The sequence below is a fragment of the Roseateles sp. DB2 genome (assembly GCF_051857535.1).
Lineage (GTDB): Bacteria > Pseudomonadota > Gammaproteobacteria > Burkholderiales > Burkholderiaceae_C > Roseateles_B.
The window spans coordinates 1-21,684 of record NZ_JBPZGY010000009.1; the positions used below are offsets into that span (position 1 = coordinate 1).

Annotated in this window: 19 protein-coding genes; 15 read left to right on the forward strand and 4 right to left on the reverse strand. The window is 62.8% G+C overall.

Annotation, left to right across the window (positions count from 1 at the left end; translation table 11 throughout):
• Positions 1–119: 119 nt before the first annotated feature.
• Positions 120–560: a hypothetical protein gene (locus tag ACS5PK_RS14485; RefSeq protein ID WP_439440966.1), complete on the reverse strand. Its 441-nt coding sequence runs from the start codon at positions 558–560 to the stop codon at positions 120–122.
• Between the two features lie 196 nt (positions 561–756).
• Here ACS5PK_RS14485 and ACS5PK_RS14490 point away from each other — a divergent pair, with 196 nt between their 5' ends.
• The 6 genes from ACS5PK_RS14490 to ACS5PK_RS14515 all read left to right on the forward strand — a co-directional run bounded on the left by ACS5PK_RS14490 (position 757) and on the right by ACS5PK_RS14515 (position 9,885).
• Positions 757–2,640 carry an SIR2 family protein gene (locus ACS5PK_RS14490; protein WP_439440967.1) on the forward strand — a complete coding sequence of 628 codons (1,884 nt, stop codon included), beginning with the start codon at positions 757–759 and terminating at the stop codon, positions 2,638–2,640.
• On the forward strand, positions 2,640–4,079 hold the full coding sequence (locus ACS5PK_RS14495; protein ID WP_439440968.1) for an argonaute/piwi family protein: 1,440 nt from the start codon (positions 2,640–2,642) through the stop codon (positions 4,077–4,079). Before ACS5PK_RS14490 ends, ACS5PK_RS14495 begins: the two co-directional genes overlap by 1 nt.
• Positions 4,080–4,693: 614 nt before the next feature.
• Complete coding sequence (locus tag ACS5PK_RS14500) at positions 4,694–7,123, forward strand: AAA family ATPase (protein WP_439440969.1); 2,430 nt, start codon at positions 4,694–4,696, stop codon at positions 7,121–7,123.
• 608 nt (positions 7,124–7,731) lie between these two features.
• Positions 7,732–8,085, forward strand: a complete 354-nt coding sequence (locus tag ACS5PK_RS14505) for a GntR family transcriptional regulator (RefSeq protein ID WP_439440970.1) — start codon at positions 7,732–7,734, stop codon at positions 8,083–8,085.
• Positions 8,082–8,972 carry an ABC transporter ATP-binding protein gene (locus ACS5PK_RS14510; RefSeq protein WP_439440971.1) on the forward strand — a complete coding sequence of 297 codons (891 nt, stop codon included), beginning with the start codon at positions 8,082–8,084 and terminating at the stop codon, positions 8,970–8,972. Before ACS5PK_RS14505 ends, ACS5PK_RS14510 begins: the two co-directional genes overlap by 4 nt.
• Positions 8,973–8,985: 13 nt before the next feature.
• Entirely contained in the window at positions 8,986–9,885 is a 900-nt protein-coding gene (locus tag ACS5PK_RS14515; RefSeq protein ID WP_439440972.1) for a hypothetical protein, read from the forward strand.
• A 67-nt stretch (positions 9,886–9,952) separates the two neighbouring features.
• Here the strand turns inward: ACS5PK_RS14515 and ACS5PK_RS14520 are convergent, their stop codons facing one another.
• Entirely contained in the window at positions 9,953–10,819 is an 867-nt protein-coding gene (locus ACS5PK_RS14520; RefSeq protein WP_439440973.1) for a ferritin-like domain-containing protein, read from the reverse strand.
• Positions 10,820–11,698: 879 nt separating this feature from the next.
• Positions 11,699–12,673 carry a magnesium/cobalt transporter CorA gene (gene corA, locus ACS5PK_RS14525; RefSeq protein ID WP_439440974.1) on the reverse strand — a complete coding sequence of 325 codons (975 nt, stop codon included), beginning with the start codon at positions 12,671–12,673 and terminating at the stop codon, positions 11,699–11,701.
• Between the two features lie 628 nt (positions 12,674–13,301).
• Here corA and hpf point away from each other — a divergent pair.
• The 3 genes from hpf (at position 13,302) to hprK (ending at position 15,324) form a co-directional block, all read left to right on the forward strand.
• Positions 13,302–13,643, forward strand: coding sequence for a ribosome hibernation-promoting factor, HPF/YfiA family (gene hpf / locus ACS5PK_RS14530; RefSeq protein WP_439440975.1), 342 nt, complete (start codon positions 13,302–13,304; stop codon positions 13,641–13,643).
• A gap of 234 nt (positions 13,644–13,877) precedes the next feature.
• Complete coding sequence (locus ACS5PK_RS14535; RefSeq protein ID WP_183103497.1) at positions 13,878–14,348, forward strand: PTS sugar transporter subunit IIA; 471 nt, start codon at positions 13,878–13,880, stop codon at positions 14,346–14,348.
• Positions 14,349–14,361: 13 nt separating this feature from the next.
• Positions 14,362–15,324, forward strand: coding sequence for an HPr(Ser) kinase/phosphatase (hprK, locus tag ACS5PK_RS14540; protein ID WP_439440976.1), 963 nt, complete (start codon positions 14,362–14,364; stop codon positions 15,322–15,324).
• Positions 15,325–15,475: 151 nt separating this feature from the next.
• Here the strand turns inward: hprK and fur are convergent, their stop codons facing one another.
• Positions 15,476–15,901, reverse strand: coding sequence for a ferric iron uptake transcriptional regulator (gene fur / locus ACS5PK_RS14545; RefSeq protein ID WP_439440977.1), 426 nt, complete (start codon positions 15,899–15,901; stop codon positions 15,476–15,478).
• 103 nt (positions 15,902–16,004) lie between these two features.
• Between fur and ACS5PK_RS14550 the strand changes: the two genes are divergently transcribed.
• Genes ACS5PK_RS14550 through ACS5PK_RS14575 form a run of 6 tightly spaced genes read left to right on the forward strand, consistent with a single transcriptional unit; the run spans position 16,005 to position 21,676 of the window.
• Positions 16,005–16,586: an outer membrane protein assembly factor BamE gene (locus ACS5PK_RS14550; RefSeq protein WP_439440978.1), complete on the forward strand. Its 582-nt coding sequence runs from the start codon at positions 16,005–16,007 to the stop codon at positions 16,584–16,586.
• Complete coding sequence (dapB, locus tag ACS5PK_RS14555) at positions 16,583–17,398, forward strand: 4-hydroxy-tetrahydrodipicolinate reductase (protein ID WP_439440979.1); 816 nt, start codon at positions 16,583–16,585, stop codon at positions 17,396–17,398. The genes ACS5PK_RS14550 and dapB overlap by 4 nt, the downstream gene beginning before the upstream one ends.
• Before the next feature lie 4 nt (positions 17,399–17,402).
• Positions 17,403–18,041: a MotA/TolQ/ExbB proton channel family protein gene (locus ACS5PK_RS14560; RefSeq protein WP_439440980.1), complete on the forward strand. Its 639-nt coding sequence runs from the start codon at positions 17,403–17,405 to the stop codon at positions 18,039–18,041.
• An 11-nt stretch (positions 18,042–18,052) separates the two neighbouring features.
• Positions 18,053–18,481, forward strand: coding sequence for an ExbD/TolR family protein (locus ACS5PK_RS14565; protein ID WP_439440981.1), 429 nt, complete (start codon positions 18,053–18,055; stop codon positions 18,479–18,481).
• Positions 18,482–18,518: 37 nt separating this feature from the next.
• A complete protein-coding gene (gene leuS, locus ACS5PK_RS14570; RefSeq protein WP_439440982.1) occupies positions 18,519–21,173 on the forward strand; it encodes a leucine--tRNA ligase in 2,655 nt (884 codons plus the stop codon).
• 5 nt (positions 21,174–21,178) lie between these two features.
• Entirely contained in the window at positions 21,179–21,676 is a 498-nt protein-coding gene (locus ACS5PK_RS14575; protein ID WP_439440983.1) for an LPS-assembly lipoprotein LptE, read from the forward strand.
• The last annotated feature ends 8 nt before the right edge of the window (positions 21,677–21,684 follow it).

Sequence of the window (21,684 nt, forward strand, 5' to 3'; positions counted from 1 at the left end):
AACTCGGCGACGGCGGCCTGGCGCTGCTTGCTCCATAGTGCGTACGTACCCATCAAGTCGTTGATGGATACGAGCATCCTAGGCGCGGCTCAGCGGATCAACATGACATGCCAGGACGCTTACTTCGGTCCCAGCGGGACTAGGGGTTCATCCTTGTTGAGGCGCTTCTTGATGTCCTGCTCGAACTTCCCACCCTTGAAGAGTTTGACGAGGCCCGCCGGCGTGCTCGGTTGAATCTCGACACCTCGGCGGATCGTCAGCCTGGAGTCGAACGTCGTCGCCGCGCCCTTAGCCTTGAAGATCGCGGCATAGGCCGCTGGTGGGTCAGCCTGTCCACCGAATGGCCGCGGTTTTTCAGCGAAGAAGAGGCAGATGCATGGGGTGGAGACGCCTCTGGCGTCATCGTGCGCGCGCGTCAGCGAGAACTGGCGCATCCCATCGCGGGTCTCCTTCAGCCCATGCAGCTCGCGCTCCTCCAGGTTCAGGATGACGATAGGGTGGTGGGCGACGTGCGCCTCAAGCTCCCGAATCCAGGTGTCGTCGGAATCGTCTTTTGCCATGTGGCCTTGCCCCTCCCCCCTGTGGTCGCATTGGACGCCCGGCGCCCGCGCGATGCTATTCGGCTAACCCAGTAGTTAGCGAATTGTCCGCTTGGGCGGCCGATTCCGGCTTGAGCGTGGCGCTATATTGAAGCTTCGCATAAGGTGCGAGGCGTATAGCGCGAAAAGCGCAACACCTAGGACACAAGGGAGTGTTGTGACGAAATCCATTCCGACGATGACGTCGCGAGCGTTCGCGACGGCGTTTGCCCTGAGGCCAAACCTGGTGAACTGGTTCCTGGGTGCTGGCGCGTCCGCTGCGTCAGGTATCCCGACAGGCTACGCCATGATCCGGGACTTCAAGGCCAAGATTTTCTGCAGCCACAACGACATCTCCCGGCGCGAAATCGACGCGGGCGACCAAGTGTGGATCGACCGTATGGACGACTTCTTCCGGCGTACCTCGGTTCTGCCACCGGATGGCGACCCAAACGAGTACGCCGCAGCCTTCGAGATGGTGTACCCGCAGGAGCGCCATCGTCGCCAGTACATCGAGGACGCCGTCAGGAAGGGGACTCCCTGCTACGGGCACAAGGTGCTCGGCGCCCTGATGGCGGCTCGCAAGGTGGACTGCGTTTTTACGACCAACTTCGATCCGCTCATCGAGGACACTGTGCTGGCCGCCAACGCGCTGCTGCAAGTCGCTGACCAAACACGTCCCACGGTTGCTGCCATCGACTCCGGCGAGCGAGCCATGCGCTGCCTGAAGGAATCGGGCTGGCCGCTGGTGGCCAAGCTCCACGGGGACTACCAGTCCGTCAGGATCAAGAACACCGGGTCAGAGCTGGAGAAGCAGGACGAGACCATGAGGCACGTCCTGGTTGAGGCGAGCCAGCGCTTCGGGATGGTGTTCGTAGGCTACAGCGGCCGCGATCAGTCCGTCATGGAGGCGCTGACCTCGGTGCTGAAGGAGAAGACGCCGTTCCCTAACGGGCTTTACTGGGTTGCCAGCTCCGCCGCCAAGCTTCTACCTGCGGTCACCGAGTTCCTGACTATCGCCCACCATGCAGGCGTGGATGTCGCCGTGGTCGAGTGCTCGACCTTCGACGAGCTGGCGGCGGACCTCATCAAGGAAGTGGACCTTCCATCGCCGCTCTTGAACATGGTCACCCAGGGCCGGCCTACGCCTCGACTGGTGCCGGTCGAGCTTCCATCGAACGCGACCCGGCAGTACCCGATGCTTCGCCTCTCTGCGCTGCTCATTGAGTCAATGCCGCGGGTGGCGCGTAGGGTTACTTTGGCTCAACCACTGACCACGCCTGCGGCTCGTGGCCTTATCAGGGAGCAGAACTGCAAGGCGGTTGTCGCGGCCTATGGGCGCGACCTGGCCGTGTTCGGCAAAGACGAAGAGATAGTCGCGGCGCTCGCCTCTGTCGGGGGCCAACTCGCAGGCACGGTGGACCTGAATCCGACGCAGGACAGCTGGGCGCTGGGTCTGTTGTACGAAGCATTGACGAAGGCGCTGTCGCGGCACAGACCGCTGATACCGCGCTACAAGCGCTCAGGTCACTCCCTTCTGGTCGCCGGACCTAGGGAGGGCGAGGACCAGGAATGGGCTCGCAAACGTGCCCAGGACCTCGCGCGGCTCAGCGCCGCATATGAGGCCCGGCTGACCGGCCAAGTGCCCAAGCTCGACTTTCCATTCCACGAGGGGGTCTTCCTGAAACTGGAGCAGATCGAGGACCGCTGGTGGTGCGGCTTCGAGCCGTACACCTTCGTGGACATACCGCGAGAGCTGCTGGACCAGACGCCTCCTACGGAGGCCGCGAGCGTTCAAGAAGCGTTGGGGGTGCACTACGGGCGCCGCGGGGGTGATCCAGCAGGCGACTGGCGCCGCGAGCACTGGGCGACCAAGTACAACAAGCACTGGGCCAAGATCATTGATGCCTGGGCCGCGATGCTGACCACAACCAAAGACGGCACGGTGCGCGCGTTTGGAATAGATCAGCAGGCCGGCGTCGACGCCTCCTTCTCCATTTCCACGCGGACTGGGTGGAGCCGGCCTGGCCATCACCATCCTTACTTCGAAAGGACCAAGTGATGGCATCGTCAAAGCTGCCCCCTTTCGAACTGCTCGAGGAGCCGCTGCTGGCGTTTTCGCCCTCCGACCACACGCAGACGTCTGTGCATCCCCTTCGCGGGCTGCTGCACCATGGCCCTTTTTCGAAGGGCTCCTTCGGCGGCTACACGTCCGCGATTCGCATTGCGACGGTGGGCCCAGTTGGCACTTTCAAGCGCCGCGGCGCGCTGATGGCCTCGCTGCGGGACCAGCACCGGCCGCACGATAAGTCCGAGTACGTCCCGCTGTATCCAGGGTTCGAAGCCCTCTACCGCGTGAAGCTCGAATCGGCGGTTGCGGCGGCCCATGTCCGGTGGCCGGATCGCGTAGACGACCTACCGGGAGACGGCGACATCCACCAGCGCCTCTTCCATGCGATGGAAGCGGCCCTGCGACGCCTGGACGGTATGCGTGACGAGCTCGACGTCGTGCTGGTGCATTTCCCAGACTCCTGGGAGCCTGCGACTCGCTCCAAGGAGTTCGACGCTCACGATGCATTGAAGGCACTTGGGGCGAAGTACAACATCCCGACTCAGGTGTTGAATGACCGCGTGTTCACCTTTGGCCATACAGCGTCGCTGGCGTGGCGGCTTTCGACCGCGCTCTACGTGAAGGCTGCTGGGACGCCATGGAAGCTTGCTCCGCTGAAGGGTGTGCCAGATGGCACTGCGTACATCGGTCTTGCGTATGCGCTACGTGGTGATGCCCGCGACGCTCACTACGTGACCTGCTGTTCACAGGTGTTCGACATGGACGGCGGCGGCATGCAGTTCGTGGCATTCGAGGCGCGTGATCCGGTCGAGGATGTGGCGGAAGCGAAGCGCAACCCGTTCCTCAGCCGCGACGACATGCGTGCGGTCTTGGCTCGAAGTCTGGAACTCTATCAAAGTCGCAATGGGGGCGTCCTGCCAAAGCGGCTCGTGATCCACAAGACCACGGCATTCAAACAGGAGGAAATCGACGGCGCATTCGACGCCCTGAGCGGCGTCGCGGAGATTGAATGCATCGAGGTGGGCGCGGCGTCCTGCTGGCGAGGTGTCTGGCTCATCGAGTCGGGGCACGAGAACCCTCCATATAAGCCTGCGATGTACCCAGTGCCGCGCGGAACAACCGTGATCCGCTCGGGCAATTCAGTCCTTGTTTGGGTCGCAGGCAATGCGCCAGAGGCCTCAACGAAGGGCGACTATTACCAGGGCGGTAAGAGCATTCCCAAGCCGCTGCAGCTCATCCGGCACGCAGGCAAAGGTTCGCTAGAACTCATCGCGCATGAGGCGCTGGCGTTGACCAAGATGGACTGGAACAACGACGCGCTGTACGACCCGGTTCCGGTCAGCATCAGGTACTCACAGCGACTCGCCCGCACCATCGCGAACGTGCAGGACCTGCCGAGAAGCGTCTATCCGTACCGGCTCTTCATGTAGAGCCGTTCAGTTCTACCCGGTCTCCTCATGTTGACCGTCATTGGCTCTGCCTGAAGCCTTCCGGCCGGAGCGTTAGCTCTGGTCGAACTGGGCCGACGGCAGCTTTGAGAAAGAAAGCGTTACCTCGGCTGCTCGTTGCCGGCGACAGCAACCGCTGCAGAGCTGTCGGTCGAACTGGGCCGTCAGCAATAGGCTGACAGCGGCCGTTCGTCGACCCGCGACACGTTGGAAATCCAATCCTCATTGCTGACATTCATCCTGCTAACGTCGTCTTCAGAAAGCAGGCGATCAAAGTCGCAGTTCGGCTGACGCCGAACCAATGCAGCGAGGCGGAACAGGCGGCTGCGGCAGCGTGAAGATCAGGTGCGCACATGGCACGTCAAGCACCTCGGCCAATCGCTACTGGAGCCCGCGGCTCTTGACGCGGGCGCCGCATTGCGACCGGCTGCAGCGCAGGCGATTAAGCAAGGTCACGACGATTGTCCAAATCAATTTTCTATCTCGCTACTCGCTGCGCATCTTCGACGTTTCGAGTGGGCCGCTTTGCTCATCTCTTGTGACGGAGTCAACATTCAGTTGCAATAGGTGCAAAGCCACTACCGGGGAGGAAATCGGTGATCAATCAAATTGACATAGCCAACTTTGGCAGCTTTCAAGGTCTGGAATGGAAGAAGACCGTGCGCGACAGCGGAAAAAACGTCAAGCAGTTCCAGCGGCTCAATATCCTCTATGGGCGCAACTACTCAGGCAAGACAACCCTGTCTCGCGTCTTCCGTGCATTGGAGACGCAGAAAATTCCGCTGAACTATGTTGGTTCTTCCTTCACGGTGTACGGGGAGAATGGCACCGTTACCCAAACAGGGCTCGTAGGTCACAACTACGACGTGCGGGTCTACAACCGCGACTTCGTTACCGACAACCTCAGCTTTCTGGTCAATCAGGATATCGGAGGTGTCATCAAGACCTTTGCCATAGTCGGCGAGCAGAACAAAGAGATTGACGACGCCATCGCTGCGATAGAGGCCAAGCTTGGCAGCGTGGAAGGTAAGGCGGGCCTTCGATTTGACCTTGAAGCCAAAAAGAAAGAGCGCGATCGCGCCAAGTCTGCTTACACCACAGCGTGCAATGGGTTGGACGACAAACTGCGCTCACATGCCGCCGAGAAGATCAAGAAGAACCCGAACTTCCGCAGCCCCATCTACAACATCGAGCACATCAGACGTGACATTGCCACGACCTGCAAGCCAGGCTTCGTCGCTCTCACGACCGAGGAACAAGCAGGTCGGATCAAACTTCTCAAGCAGGAAGCGCTACCCGACATCACAGATACCCTGGTTGTCACTCTCAAGCTGGACTCGTTGACGGCCACTGCCGAACCGCTACTGTCCAAGACGATCACGCCGACCAAAGCCATTGAGGAACTGCTCAAAGAGAGCGCACTGCAACTTTGGGTCAAGCAGGGTATGGGGCACCACCGCGAGAAGCGAAGCACCTGCGCCTTCTGCCGACAAGACCTGCCGCACGACATTTGGCAGGTGCTCGATGAGCATTTCAGTAAGGAGTCTGGCGACCTGGAAGCTTCCTTAGACGCCGTAATCACGTCAGTCACGAACGAGATCGGCAGCATCACTGGACTCAACACTTTCACGGGTGCGCAGTTCTACGCTGACGAGCGCACCGCGTTTGAAGTCAGCAGCAAAGCCCTGTCCCTAGCATTGGCCGCCTACAAAAAGGATCTGGAGGCGCTGAAGAAGTCGCTTGAGACTCGCAAGAACAACCTGTTCCAGCCCACAGCCCTCAAGCCCCCTACCCATGATGCCCAGGAAATCGCAAAGCATGTTGCCGACATCAATGCACTGATCGCCACGAGCAACGGCAAGACTGCCTCGCTGGAAAAGGACAAGGCCGCCGCCAGGGATGCGCTTCGCCTGGCTGACGTGTTCGCCTTTGCAGACGCCATCGCCTATGACAAGGAGCTTGGCCGGATCGCCACCCTCAAGACCACCTCCGAAACGGCAGGCACAGTCTTCACCGATGCGGAGAAAGAGATCCGTGACGCCGAGGCTGAGGTCCAAGCCTTGAGGGCCAAACAGAAGGATGAGCGCAAGGGGGCAGAACGGGTCAATGCCCTGCTCAACAACTTCTTCGGCCATGACGGAATCAAGCTGGAAGCTCGTGACGGCGGGGACAAAGCCACCGTCAAGTTTGAGATCACCCGAAATGGCAAGTCGGCGTACAACTTGAGTGAAGGCGAATGCAGCCTGATCGCCTTCTGCTATTTCATTGCCAAGCTTGATGAGCCTGAGAGCAAGGGAAAAGACCTAATCATCTACATTGACGATCCAATCTCAAGTTTGGACGGCAACCACATCTTCTTCATGTTTAGTTTGATTGAAAGCTTGATCACCAAGCCAGTGAAGAAGCCAGATGGCTCAAATTCGTACCGCTACAAGCAACTTTTCATCTCTACGCACAATTTGGACTTCTTGAAATACCTCAAGCGCCTTTCCATTCCGATGAAAAAGCTTCCAGCTGCAGAGGGAGCAAAGGCAAGAAGTGTTGCTGATCATGAACACTTTATGATTGAAAGAAACGGCGCCTCAAGCAATATCATGCTTATGCCCTCTTACCTCAAGGACTACATCACAGAATTTCACTACCTCTTCCATCAAATCTATAAGTGCAAGGATCAAGCTGCCGCCGCGGAAAACCACGAGCCATTCTTTGGCTTCGGCAATAATTTGCGCAAATTCTTAGAGGCATTTTTGTTCTTCAAGTTTCCATATCACGACGACAAGAACGATTCTTTTGAACGGATCAAGAAGTTCTTCGGGGAAGAGGAAGACACAGCCATTGCACTTGTCAATCGTCTCAACAACGAGTTCTCACATCTAGAGGCTGTTCCAGATAGAGGCTTTAAGCCCGTTGAAATTCCAGAGATTGCCAAGGTTGCCAACTATGTCTTGGACAAGATCTATGCCTCAGACAAGGTGCAATACAACTCTCTCTTGAAGAGCATTGGCGAGCCTGAGCGAGTTGGCTGATTTCGTCCAGGCCGTTTAGTGACTCAGAGAGCAGACTGTTGCTGCGATCGAAGTCAGCGCTGGGTACGTGACCTGCAGAGAACGGCCGCGGCCCAGTCGCTTAAGCCTTAGTCAAGCTCTTAACGCGATGGCCGGAATGTGCCAGTCACCTCCTGCGCGACGCGCGGCGCTGACCGCCCGAGATCGCTGCAAGTCAGCCACTCGCACGACCAGTTCATGCGCGCGAGTTTGGCTGCTCAGGCGCCTTCTTACAAATCTTGCACAGCGCTCCAAAAGGCGTGCATATGTGCAGTGAGCGGCCTTCGCAGCCATGACCATTCCATGGCCTCACAGCCCAAAATTTCCTTATCAAATCAATAACTTACACCCACAAGAAAGTCGCGAACCACGGCCTTCTGAGTTCAAACTACAGCGCAAATAGTTCGAACTACAGCGCAAACCGACAGTGGCTCAGATTTGCATCGGCCGGGACACAAACCGACATACTCGACAGATGCAGTTCATCCCCCTTCCCCTGCAGTCTGTCGCCCACCCCTGGGCCATCCAGGGGGTCATTGTTATGGTGTGCTACATCAGCAACACACCGCAGGCTCCTGGCCTGAAGCGACATGCAAAGCTGGAACGACAATGCGCCGATCTACCAGCAGTTGGCCGACCGCCTGGCCAGCCAGCTGCTGGACGGCAACCCGCCTGAAGGCGAAGCCCTGCCCTCGGTCCGCCTGCTGGCAACTCAATACCTGATCAACCCGCTGACCGTCAGCCGCGCGCTGCAATCCCTGGCGGACAACGGCCTGGTCGAGAGCCGACGCGGGCTGGGCATGTATGTGCGCCCCGGTGCCCGCCAGCGTCTGCTGGAGAGCGAGCGCGAGCAGTTCCTGAGCAAGGAATGGCCGCTGCTGCGGGACAAGCTCAAGCGCCTGGGGATCGGCGCCAAGGATCTGCAATGGGAGGACCTGCAATGAACACGAACAACACCGCCGAGGCCCTGGTCAGCGCACGCGACTTCACCTTGCGCTACGGCCGCAAAGTGGCCTGCGACCACCTCAGTTTCAACATTCCCAAGGGCCGCGTGGTGGGCCTGCTGGGTCACAACGGTGCCGGCAAGACCTCGTTGATGAAGGCCATGGTGGGCCTGCAAGGAGGCGAAGGCGAGCTGCGCGTGCTGGGCCTGGATCCGCGAAGCCAACGCACTGAGCTGCTGAAGGGCCTGTCCTACATCCCTGACGTGGCCGTGTTGCCACGCTGGGCCCGTGTTCATGAACTGATCACGCTGATGAGCGGCCTGCAGCCGCAGTTCTCCGCCGAGCGGGCGCGCGCCCTGCTCAAGCGCACCAGCGTGAGCCTCAACGACAAGGTCAAATCCTTGTCCAAGGGCATGGTGACCCAGCTGCACCTGGCCCTGGTTGCCGCCATCGACACGCGGCTGATGATCCTGGATGAGCCTACCCTGGGGCTGGACGTGATCTCGCGTAAGAGCTTCTACGAGATGCTCATCGACGAATGGTGCGACGGCGAACGCACGGTGGTGATCTCCACCCACCAGGTCGAGGAAATCGAGAGCCTACTGTCCGACGTGATGATGCTGGACGAGGGCAAGCTGGTGCTCAACATCAGCCTGGAGGAGATGGACTCGCGCTTCGTGGCCCTGGCCCACGACCCGGCAGCTGCCGACACCGTGGCCCGTGCCCACCCGCTGCTGCGCTATCGCCAGCAGGGCCGCTCGGCGGCGCTGTTCGACGGCGAGCCGCCAGCGGACATCCAAGCCCTGGGCCAGCGCTTTCGCCCCAGCCTGGTCGACCTCTTCGTCGCCCTGACCCGCAAGCCAGAACTGCAGCCCCGCGAGGCCTGAAGGAGCTCCGACCATGAATGCACAACGATTCAAGACCCTCATACAGCGCGAGTGGATGCAGCACCGCCTTGGCTGGCTGCTGGTGATGCTGGTGCCGCCAGCACTGATCCTGCTGCTGATGCCCCTCCAGGGCCCCATCGTTGATGGCGACAACACACCCCCGCCGCCGGTGGTGGTCGCCGCCATCGCCATGCTGGGCAGCGTAGTGGGCGTGTTCGCCCTGAGCTGGATCGTGTCCATGTTCCAGTTGCCCGGCCTGTCCCGGCGCGACCAACAGGACCGGTCCGTCGAGTTCTGGCTGTCCCTGCCGGCCACCCATGTGGAGAGCATCGGTGCCACCGTGCTGACCCACGCTCTGCTGGTGCCCCTGGCCGCCATGGCGGTAGGCCTGGTCTGCGGTCCGGTGATGGCCGCTGCCGCCATGCTCAAGATCCACGGCTTCGCAGGATTCTCCGCGGTGCCCTGGGGCGGCTTGATGGGCATGGCCTTCCTGGGCTGGCTGCGCCTGAGCATCGGTCTGCTGCTGATGACTCTCTGGCTGGCGCCCTTGTTCATGGCCCTGATGGCGGCCGCGGCCTGGCTCAAGCGCTGGGGTGTGCCGGTGCTGATCGGCGGCACGGTGATCCTCGCAAACGTGCTGGACAAGCTCTATCAGAACCGTGTGGTGGCCCAGCTGCTGAAGGCCCAGTTCGAAGGCGCCGGAAAGGCTCTGTTCAATGCCAGCATGACCCTGGAGGGCCGCGGCGCCGCCCAGCAGCTGGAGCACGAGAGCTTCGCCCGCCTGCTGCAGCTGATGCTGCATGACCTGGGTGCCGCCTTCGCCCAGTTGGCCTCGCCGCATTTTGTCGGGGGACTGGCCCTGGCTGCCCTCTGCTTCCACCTGCTGGTACTCAAGCGTCGCCAGGCCAGCTGACCCTCCCTGAGCCCACAAAAAAGCCCGCCAATCGGCGGGCTTTGCAATGGGGCGTTCTTCAGGGTGATCAGGCAGCCGGGCTGGGCTCGGCAGCACCCGCGGCGGAGACCTTGGCGCTGACCTCCTTGCGGAAGCGGTTGAGCTCCTGCACGCTGGCAAAGCTGCGCTCCATCAGCAGGCTCATGTTGTGAAGGATGCGCTCGACCACCTTGGTCTCCCAGACAGCGTCAAACTGGATCTGCTTGTCCAGCCATTTCTCCAGCCACTCCGGATCCGGCAGACGGCTCTGAATGGTGTCGCGCGGGAAGAGCTTGGCATTGACATGCAGATTGGTCGGATGCAGGGCCTGGGCCGTTCGGCGGGCACTGGCCATCAGCACACCAACCTTGGCAAAGGCAGCGCGGGCCTCGTCGCCGAACTTCTGCATGGCACGCTTCATGTAGCGCAGATAGGCGCCGCCATGACGGGCCTCGTCGCGGGCCAGGGTCTCGTAAATGGCCTTGATCACAGGCTCGGTGTGCCACTCGGCAGCTCGGCGATACCAGTGATTCAGGCGGATCTCGCCGCAGAAATGCAGCATCAGGGTCTCCAGCGCTGGCGCCGGATCGAAGTCGAAGCGGATCTCGTGCAGTTCCTGCTCGCTTGGGACCAGGTCGGGGCGGAAGCGGCGCAGGTACTCCATCAGCACCAGCGAATGCTTCTGCTCTTCGAAGAACCAGACGCTCATGAAGGCGGAGAAGTCGCTGTCGTCACGGTTGTCACGCAGGAACATCTCGGTGGCCGGCAACGCCGCCCACTCGGTGATCGCGTTCATCTTGATGGTCTGGGCCTGGTCCTCGGTAAGCAGGCTGGCATCGAACTTGTCCCAGGGGATGTCGGTGTCCATGTTCCAGCGCACGGCTTCCAGTTGCTTGAAGAGTTCGGGGTAGAGCATGGTCCGTCCTATGGTTTAGGGGCGGCATTCTAAACGGGATGGCACGCAGCGACCTTGCCGGCCCCGCAAGGCCCCGCAGGCAGGGGTGCCGCAGCGCCACCGTCAGGAAAGCGCCTGTACAGGGTCACCACGAAAGCGCCCCGCGCATAGTTCACCAGTTCAGGCTTGCAGCCTTGTGACAAGTCACGGGTATTCGCCCCGAAGCCTGGCAAAAGCGGGGCGTCCAGGCCTGTCTGCAACACGGCAGCACGCGTCGCATTTCCGCATGACACAGAAATGCGGGACACGCCATCCCATCTTTATCAGGTGAAACCCCGTGTCTTCAAGCTTGGCGTAAGCCCAGCACCTCAAACTCGTCCTCAGGAATTGGGTCTTGTACCCAGCACGAGGGACAGAAGTAGCAAAACTCCCGACGCCCAGGCCCAACAATCCGAAGTGTGGCGCCAAATCATTTACAGATTTGCGCAAAGGTTTGAAAAGTACGCCAGCGGCTCTCACACAGCCAAAGCACAAACGAGTACAGTAACCACAAGCTTTCAGTCGCAAGATCTCCCCAGTGTTGGGGCTGAAATCCCGGGACTCTTCTCCTCCTCCTCCCTCCCTCCCTCGTTGGTCCCGGGGCATCTTGCGGCTTCTTTTATGTCCAGGGCTCCCGCTGTTGCGGGAGCCCTTTTTCTTGCCTGCCGGCTGATGTAAAGCTACAGCCGAAATCGATATACAGGCGATCTCGGACAGCGCACGCGCTTCGCATCACGCGATCGCCAACATCACCAATGACGAATCCTATCGCCGCACTGCGAAGGGCCAGGACGGTGGCGTCGCCCCACGCGCCCCCAGAGCGCGGGCGCACCGCAGCCAACTTGCGCCAAGCGCGGACGTTCAGCGCAACCAGCCCTTGCGGCGGAAGTAGATGAAGGGGGCCGCCACAGAGGCAATCATCAGAGCGACGGCGAAGGGGTAGCCCCACTCCGCGTCCAGCTCCGGCATGTGCTTGAAGTTCATGCCGTAGATGCTGGCAATCAGCGTCGGGGGCAGCAGCGCCACACTGGCCACGGAGAAGATCTTGATGATCTTGTTCTGGTTGATGTTGATGAAGCCGACCGTGGCATCCATCAGGAAGTTGATCTTGTCGAACAGAAAGGCCGTGTGGGAGTCCAGCGAGTCGATGTCGCGCAGGATCTGGCGCGATTCCTCGAACTGCTCGGCGTTGAGCATGCGGCTGCGCATCATGAAACTGACGGCCCGCCGCGTGTCCATCACATTGCGGCGGATCCGGCCGTTCAAGTCTTCCTCGCGGGCGATGGCGGCCAGCACCTCGCCAGCCTCGGCGTCGTTCACATCGCTCTTCAGCACGCGAGCGCTGATGCGCTCCAGCTTGTCGTAGATGCCTTCCAGCACATCGGCAGAGTACTCGGCGTCGGCGTCATAGAGCTTCAGCAGCACGTCCTTGGCATCCTCGATCAGGGCCGGGATGCGGCGGGCGCGCAGGCGCAGCAGGCGAAAGACTGGCAGGTCCTCGTTGTGCACCGAAAAGAGCACGTTCTGGTGAAGGATGAAGGCCACACGGACGTTGCGGGCCGATTCGTCGTCCTCGATGAGAAAGTCGGAGCGGATGTGCAGCTCGCCGTTGTCTTCCTCGTAGAAGCGGGCGGATTCCTCCAGGTCGTCGTCGACGATGTCCTCGGGAATGATCAGCCCGAAGCGTTCACGTATCCAGCCCTTTTCTTCGGACGTCGGATTCTCCAGGTCCACCCAGACGGGGCGGGCCATGGCCAGATCGGCGGCGGATTCGATTTCGTCCTGGAACAGCCCGCCCTTGAGGCGGCCGTTATCCAGCGTGAAGACATTGAGCATGAGGGCTCCAGCGCATGCGTCCGGCCGACAACCCTGTGCGGCGGGAACAGTCTGTGGGCGATGGACGAGCGTGCAGGGCAGGCCAAGTCCGGGGAAGGGGGTGAAGGCGACCCGTCTCACTCCGGACACCGGCCGCAACGCAGGGCCAGCTCAAGAGGCCGCGTGCACCAGGACGCTGGAGTGGACGGTCACCAAGGGTGATCGCTGTCCAAAAAGGGCTCCAGTGGTGGGGACCGCCGCATTATCGCGTCGTGCCCCTGGGCGCATCAAGCATTTCTATGGCGCCGGGGCAGCCGATATCAGCGGGCTTGCCCTGAGGCAGCACAGCCGCCGCACGCCACCCGACCGCGCATTCCATCACGCCTTTGCGCTGAAGCAAATGAGCACCCCTGCAAGCCATCAGACCGCGCTTTAAAACGCTTGTCACAGTCATGCTTAGGGAGCACACTGAATCGCAGCAAGAACGATTTCTCCACTCCGCTACTGACTGCCGCATACCTTTCAAAGACGCCTCAATCTCCCCCTCAAGACCTCTGTATCCCTGAAGAAGGGCGGCCGCTTATGGCGTCCGCCAGTGTTCCCAAGCATCAATGCTTTCTCGCGACCAAGCCCTGTGAAAGGAGGCTTTATGAACCTGACTATCAGCGGCCACCATCTTGAAGTGACCCCAGCGCTGCGCGAATACGTGCTGACCAAGCTGGACCGGGTGACCCGCCACTTTGACCAGGTTGTTGACATCAACGTCCTGCTCACGGTGGAGAAGCAGAAGGAGAAGGAGCGCAGGCAAAAGGCCGAAGTCACCGTCCATGTGAAGGGACGCGACATCTTTGTCGAGCAAGCTCACGAAGACCTCTATGCCGCCATTGACCAGCTGATGGACAAGCTGGACCGTCAGGTCTGCCGCCACAAGGACAAGCTCCAGGACCATCACCATCAAGCCGTCAAACGCATGGACGTACCGGCCGCCTGATTCCTGCAGCTACCCTGTTCGCAAGGCGCCCACCCGGGCGCCTTTTTGCTGGCCCGTCCCGGCGGCGCACCGTTGCCGGATTGCCGCAATGTCACGCTATCGCCCCCATTTGCAGGGCTCTTCGGTCCGGCAGGGCGTCCGGGGTCAAGGAGCTTTCTATAATCGGTTTTCCAATCCTAGTGACCAAGCGTCCCGCCCAAGGCCGACCCGGCCGTAATCGGCGCTGTGACCTCGATGAACCGTCTCGCCGCCATCCTGCCTGCCAGCAATGTGCTGGTAAATGTGGACGCCTCCAGCAAGAAGCGAGTTTTCGAACAGGCAGGCTTGCTGTTCGAGAACAACCATTCCATTGCGCGTGCGCTGGTCACGGACAACCTCTTTGCCCGGGAACGACTGGGCTCCACCGGCCTGGGCCATGGCGTAGCCATCCCTCATGGCCGCATCAAGGGCCTGAAGAATCCGCTGGCGGCGGTGCTGCGCGTGCAGCAGGCCATCGGCTTCGACGCGCCGGATGATGAACCCGTGTCCCTGCTTATCTTCCTGCTGGTGCCTGAGGCTGCCACCCAGCGCCACCTGGAAATCCTCTCCGAGATCGCCGAGATGCTCTCGGACCGCGAACTGCGCGAGCGCCTCAAGACCGAGGCGGAGGCGGCGACGCTGCACAAGCTGATCGCCGACTGGGAACCGCTGAAGTCGGTCGCCTGAGGCCGATGACGGGATGAAGCCCACCTCGATCAGCGCCGACCGCCTCTTCGAAGAACTCCGCGAGGCCCTGCGCTGGGCCTGGATCGCCGGACACGCCCACCCCGAGCGCCGTTTTGACGACACGGCGGTGCGCGACGCCCAGTCCGCCGCCGACCTGGTGGGCTATCTGAATTACATCCACCCCTACCGCGTGCAGCTGGTGGGTCGCCGTGAAGTGGCTTATCTCAGCGAAGCCTCGGGCGAGGTGCTGGACCGCCGCATCGCGCGCATCGTGACCCTGGAGCCGCCGGTGATCATCGTCGCCGACGACCAGACCCCGCCGGATCGCCTGGTGGCCATGTGCGACCGCGCCGAGATCCCGCTCTTCGTAACCGCCGAGTCCGCTGGCCACACCATCGACGTGGTCCGCTCCTATCTGGCGCTGCTGTGCGCCAACCGGACCACCCGGCACGGCGTCTTCATGGACATCCTGGGCCTGGGCGTGCTGCTGACTGGTGAATCCGGCCTGGGCAAGAGCGAGCTGGGCCTGGAGCTCATCTCCCGCGGCCACGGCCTGGTGGCCGACGATGCCGTGGACTTCTTCCGCATCGCCCAGACCGCCATCGAAGGCCGCTGCCCCGAGCTGCTGATGAACCTGCTGGAAGTGCGGGGCATCGGCCTGTTGGATATCAAGGCCATCTTTGGCGAGACCGCCGTGCGCCGCAAGATGCGGCTCAAGCTCATCGTGCACCTGGTCCGCAAAGAGACCATGGAGCGCGACTTCGAACGCCTGCCCTACGAGCCGCTGTACGAGGAAGTGCTGGGCATGCCCGTGCGCAAGGTCGTCATCGCCGTGGACGCCGGCCGCAACCTGGCCGTGCTGGTGGAGGCTGCGGTGCGCAACACCATCCTGCAGCTGCGCGGCATCGACACTTACCGCGAGTTCGTCGAGCGCCACCAGCGCGCCATAGAAAAAGGCCTGCAGGACGACGCCTGAGGCCTTGACGGGCGATTCAGCCCTCGCCGCATGCCGCCATGCATGCGATTGATGGGGCGCAAGGCATTCCCGCTCAGGCCATGCCCTGGGATCCGGCTCCGCCGGACCTGCGGCTACCTTCTCAGGGTGACCAGCGCAAGCGGCATGGGGATCAACGCCTGTTCGTACAGTCTTTCTTGATGCAGTTCGCGTAGAGCGACAGCGAGTGCTCCTGCAACTCGAAGCCGCGGTCCAGCGCGATCTTGTGCTGGCGCGACTCGATCTCCGGGTCGAAGAACTCCTCGACCTTGCCGCAGGTCAGGCACACCAGGTGGTCGTGGTGGTGCCCCTCATTGAGCTCAAACACCGCCTTGCCGGATTCGAAATGATTGCGCGAGAGCAGGCCGGCCTGCTCGAATTGGGTCAGCACCCGGTAGACGGTGGCCAGGCCGATGTCCGCGTCTTCGACGAGCAGGGCCTTGTAGACGTCTTCGGCCGTCATGTGCCGCTGCGCCGTCTTCTGGAAGATCTCCAGGATCTTGATGCGCGGCAGCGTGGCCTTGAGGCCGCTGTTCTTGATTTCGTCGGTGCGGTTCATGGTCTTGCTGGCAATCAGCGTGCATTCAGCAGGCGCCGGGCCTGCCGCTAGAATGGGTCGATCATAGCCAGCTTGGGCCGCCGACTTCTAAGCCCCTAGTGACATGCGACTCATTTCTCCCGACGCCAGCCCCCGAGGCTGGCCGCTGACCGGCGCGCTGGCGCTGGCGCTGCTGGCCCTGAGCGGCTGCAGCCAGATGCCCAAACTGAGCGAGCTGACCTCCGCCACGGGCGACAAGGTGCTGGGCCTGGTGCGCCCCTACCGCGTCGAAGTGGTGCAGGGCAATGTGCTGACCAAGGAGTTGCTGGCCAGCGTCAAGCCCGGCATGCCGCGCGCTCAGGTCCAGGACCTGCTGGGTTCGCCCATGCTGACCGACGTCTTCCACGAAGACCGCTGGGACTACATCTTCACCATCCGCCGCCAAGGTACCGAGCCCCAGCGCCGCCATGTCGTGGTCTGGTTCCAGGGGGACGCCCTCAAGAGTGTGGATGCCCCGAACGACATCCCCACAGAACGTGAATTCGTGGCCTCCATCAACACCCTGAAGCTGAAAGGCGAGGCCCCGAAGCTGGCCCTGAGCGAGAGCGAGCGCAAGGCCCTGCCGACCCCCGCCAAGCAGGCACCGACGGCGCTGGAGCCCATGGGCCCCGTCCGCAGCTACCCGCCGCTGGAACCTCGCTCATGAGCGTGCGCATTGCCATTGCCGGCGCCTCCGGGCGCATGGGCCGCATGCTGATCGAAGCCGTGCTGCAATCCCCCGAGTGCCAGCTCAGCGGCGCCCTGGACCGTGCTGGCAGCCCGCTGCTGGGCCAGGATGCTGGCGGCTTCCTGGGCCGCGAGAGCGGCGTGCGTGTCACGGACGAACTGCGCGCCGGTCTGCAGAATGCCCAGGTGCTGATCGACTTCACCCGCCCCGAGGGCACGCTGGCACACCTGGCCCTGTGCGAGGAATTGGGCATCGCCATGGTGATAGGCACCACCGGCTTCGAGCCCGAACAGAAGGCCCGCATCGCAGCCGGCGCCCAGAAGATCGGCATCATGATGGCGCCCAACATGAGCGTGGGCGTCAACGTGGTGCTCAAGCTCCTGGACATGGCCGCCCGAGCCCTCAACGAGGGCTATGACATCGAGATCATCGAGGCCCACCACCGCCACAAGATCGATGCGCCCAGCGGTACGGCCCTCAAGATGGGCGAGGTGGTGGCCAAGGCCCTTGGTCGCGACCTCCAGAGCTGCGCCGTCTATGGCCGCGAGGGCGTAACCGGCGAGCGCGACCCCTCCACCATCGGGTTTGCGACCGTTCGCGGCGGCGACATCATCGGCGACCACACCGTGCTGTTCGCCGGCACGGGCGAGCGCATCGAGATCTCGCACAAGTCCTCCAGCCGCGCGACCTATGCCCAGGGCAGCCTGCGTGCCGCACGCTTCCTGGCCCGCAGCGGCCCCGGACTCTATGACATGGACGACGTCCTGGGCCTGAACGCCCGGAACCCCTGAACCCATGGGCGGCTTCCTCCAGTTCTGGACGCAGAGCGATGCCGTGGGCCGCGCCGTGGCCCTGCTGCTGCTGTCCATGTCCGTCAGCGCCTGGGTGCTGATCTTCTGGAAGTCCTGGCAGCTGCGTCGCGCTAGGCGGGATCTGGCGCAGGGCATGTCGGCCTTCTGGGACGCCCCCTCACTGGAAGAGGGGCGCTCTGCTGTGTCGCGCCTGGACCGCGAAGGTGTGCTGGCGCCCCTGCTGCAGGCCGCCACGCAAAGCCCCTCCGCTCAGACCCTGGCTGGACAGGGGCACAAGGAATCCCAGCTGACCCGCCGCCTGCGAGACGCCCTGCACCACGTTGTGCAGCAACTCCAATACGGTCAGGTGCTGCTGGCCTCAGTGGGCAGTACCGCGCCCTTCGTAGGCTTGTTCGGTACCGTCTGGGGCATCTACCACGCGCTGGAGAGCATTGCCGCTGCAGGCAACCTGACCATTGACCGGGTTGCCGGCCCGGTGGGCGAGGCCCTGGTCATGACCGCCGCCGGCCTGGCCGTTGCCATCCCTGCCGTGCTGGCCTACAACGTCTTCGGCAAGCTGATCGGTGCCTGCGAGGCCGAGCTGGAAGGCTTTGCGCACGACCTGCGCGAGTTCCTCGAATAGAGCCCGTCAACATGGCATTCGGTCGCCTCGAACGCCGCGAATCGCCCAAGCCCATGGGCGAGATCAACATGACGCCGCTGATCGACGTCATGCTGGTGCTGCTGGTCATCTTCATGATCACGGCGCCGCTGATGAGTTCCTCGCTCCGGCTGGACCTGCCCAAGAGCGAGGCGGCCACGCCCTCCGACACGCCGCTGTTCATCGCCGTGGCCCTGAACCCCAAGGGCGAGCTCTATCTCGGCGAGGAGCGCCTCACTCCTGCGGAATTCAAGACCCGCATCAAGCAGCTGGGCCAGGCTCGCCCTGAAATGGAAGTGCAGTTGCGCGCCGACCAGGCAGTGCCCTACGGCCGGGTGGCCGAGTTGATTGGCTGGATCCAGGACGGCGGCCTGCACCGCATTGCCTTCGTCGCCCAAGCACCGAGCAGCGACAAGCCCTGAAGCGGCTGCGCCACACCCTGCGCCTACAATTTGGCGCATGAACGACAAGTACGCCCCCAACGAGATCGAAGCCGCCGCGCGGCAGTACTGGAACGAACGCGACGCCTACCGCGTGCTAGAGGACGAGAACAAGCCCAAGTTCTATGCCTGCTCCATGCTGCCCTACCCCAGCGGCAAGCTGCACATGGGCCATGTGCGCAACTACACGATCAACGACATGCTCACGCGTCAGCTGCGCATGAAGGGCTACAACGTTCTGATGCCCATGGGCTGGGACGCCTTCGGCCTGCCGGCCGAGAACGCCGCCATGAAGGGCAAGGTGCCCCCGGCGCAATGGACGTACTCCAACATCGCGTACATGAAGTCGCAGATGCAGGCCATGGGCCTGGCCATTGATTGGTCGCGCGAGATCGCCACCTGTCAGCCCGCCTACTACAAGTGGAACCAGTGGCTGTTCCTGAAGATGCTGGAGAAGGGCATCGCCGAGCGCCGCACCCAGGTCGTCAACTGGGACCCGGTGGACCAGACCGTGCTGGCCAACGAGCAGGTGATCGACGGTCGCGGCTGGCGCTCCGGCGCCTTGGTCGAGAAGCGCGAGATCCCCGGCTACTACCTCAAGATCACCGACTACGCCGAAGAACTGCTGGCCGCGGTGGCCAACCCCGAGGACAAGAACTACCTGTCCGGCTGGCCCGAGCGCGTGCGCCTGATGCAGGAGAACTGGATCGGCAAGAGCCAGGGCGTGCGCTTCGCCTTCCCGCACGAGATCAAAGGGACCGACGGCCAGCTGATCCAGGACGGCAAGCTCTACGTCTTCACCACCCGCGCCGACACCATCATGGGCGTGACCTTCTGCGCCGTCGCGCCGGAGCACCCCCTGGCCGCGCATGCCGCCGCCACGAACCCGCAGCTCGCCGCCTTCATCGAGGAATGCAAGCAGGGCGGCACGACCGAGGCCGAGCTCGCCACGCAGGAGAAGAAGGGCCAGCCCACCGGCCTCGTGGTCACGCATCCGCTGACCGGCGCGCAGGTGCCGGTGTGGGTCGGCAACTACGTGCTGATGAGCTATGGCGACGGCGCCGTCATGGGCGTACCCGCACATGACGAGCGCGATTTCGCCTTTGCCAACAAGTACGGCATCGAGATCAAGCAGGTCGTGGCCGTCGAAGGCCAGGCCTTCTCGACCAGCACCTGGGCCGACTGGTACGGCGACAAGACGCAGGGCGTCTGCATCAACTCCGGCGTGCTCGACGGCCTGAATCACAAGGCGGCCGTGGACAAGGTCGCCGAGCTCGTCGGGGCCAAGGGCCTGGGCGAGAAGAAGACCACCTGGCGCCTGCGCGACTGGGGCGTGAGCCGCCAGCGCTACTGGGGCACGCCCATCCCCATCATCCACTGCGAGGAGCACGGCGCGGTGCCGGTACCCGAGAAGGACCTGCCCGTGGTGCTGCCCGAGGAGTGCATCCCCGACGGCAGCGGCAACCCGCTGAACAAGCACAGCGCCTTCCTGAACGTGCCCTGCCCCGTCTGCGGCAAGCCCGCCAGGCGCGAGACCGACACCATGGACACCTTCGTGGACTCGTCCTGGTACTTCATGCGCTACTGCGACGCGCAGAACAAGGACGCCATGGTCGGCGACGGCACGGCCTACTGGATGCGCCAGGGCGCCGCGATGGACCAGTACATCGGTGGCATCGAGCACGCCATCCTGCACCTGCTGTATGCGCGCTTCTGGACCAAGGTCATGCGCGACCTGGGCCTCGTGAAGTTCGACGAGCCCTTCACCAAGCTGCTGACGCAGGGCATGGTGCTCAACCACATCTACTCGCGCCGCACCGACAAGGGTGGCATCGAGTACTTCTGGCCGCATGAGGTCGAGAACGTCTTCGACGAGAAGAGCGGCAAGATCGTCGGTGCCAGGCTCAAGAGCGATGGCTCGGCCATCGACTACGAGGGCGTGGGCACCATGTCCAAGTCCAAGAACAATGGCGTGGACCCGCAGGAGCTGATCAACCAGTACGGCGCCGACACCGCCCGCCTCTTCGTGATGTTCGCCAGCCCGCCCGAGCAGACGCTGGAGTGGAACGACGCCGGCGTGGAAGGCGCACATCGCTTCCTGAAGCGCGTCTGGGGCTTCGCTGCCAAGAACGCCGAGGCGCTGAAGACGGCCGGCGAGGACTTTGCCGCGCTCAGCGCCGAGGGCAAGGCCCTGCGCCGCGAGGTAAACCTGGTGCTCAAGCAGGTCTCCTACGACTACGAGCGCATGCAGTACAACACCGTGGTCTCCGGGGCCATGAAGCTGCTCAATGCGCTGGAAGCCTTCAAGGACGTGGCGGGCCAGTCCGCCGCCGTGCGCGAAGGCGTCTCGGTGCTGCTGCGCGTGATCTACCCGGCCTGCCCGCACATTGCACACACGCTGTGGCAAGAGCTGGGCTTCGCGGCCCAGCTGGGCGATCTGCTCGATGCGGCCTGGCCGACGGTGGATGAATCCGCCCTGGTGCAGGACGAGATCGAGCTGATGCTGCAGGTCAACGGCAAGCTGCGCGGCTCGCTGAAGGTGCCTGCGGGCGCCGACAAGGCCGCCATCGAGGCCGCCGCCCTGGCCCACGAGAAGTTCGCTGAGTTCAGCGGCGGCCAGGCGCCCAAGAAGGTCGTGGTCGTGCCGGGCCGCCTGGTCAACGTGGTGGTCTGAGCGCCATGAGCCATCTCTCGCGCCGCGGGCTGCTCGCGCTGCCCCTGCTCTCGGGTCTTGCGGCCTGCGGCTTCGAGCTGCGCCGCGATCCCGAGTTCGCCTTCCAGTCCCTGGCGCTCACGGGCTTCGCGCCCGACTCGCCCCTGGCCGAGGAACTGCGGCGGCAGCTGCGGCAGTCGCCCCTGCAACTGGTGCAGGACCCCTCCAAGGCACAGGTGGTGCTGGAAGCGCTGCGGGACAGCCGCGAGCGTTCGGTGGTCGTGTCCACCAGCGCCGGGCAGGTGCGGGAATGGCAGCTCAAGCTGCAGCTCGACTACCTCGTCCGTACGCCCGGTGGCGAGCCCTTGCTGCCCAACACGGAGCTGCGCATGAGCCGAGAAATGAGCTACCTCGAGTCCCAGGCCCTGGCCAAGGAGCAGGAGGAGGCCGCGCTCTACCGTGCCATGCAGTACGACGCCGCCGCGCAGGTGATGCGCCGGCTCGGTAGCGTGCGGCTGCGCTGATCCGCCCC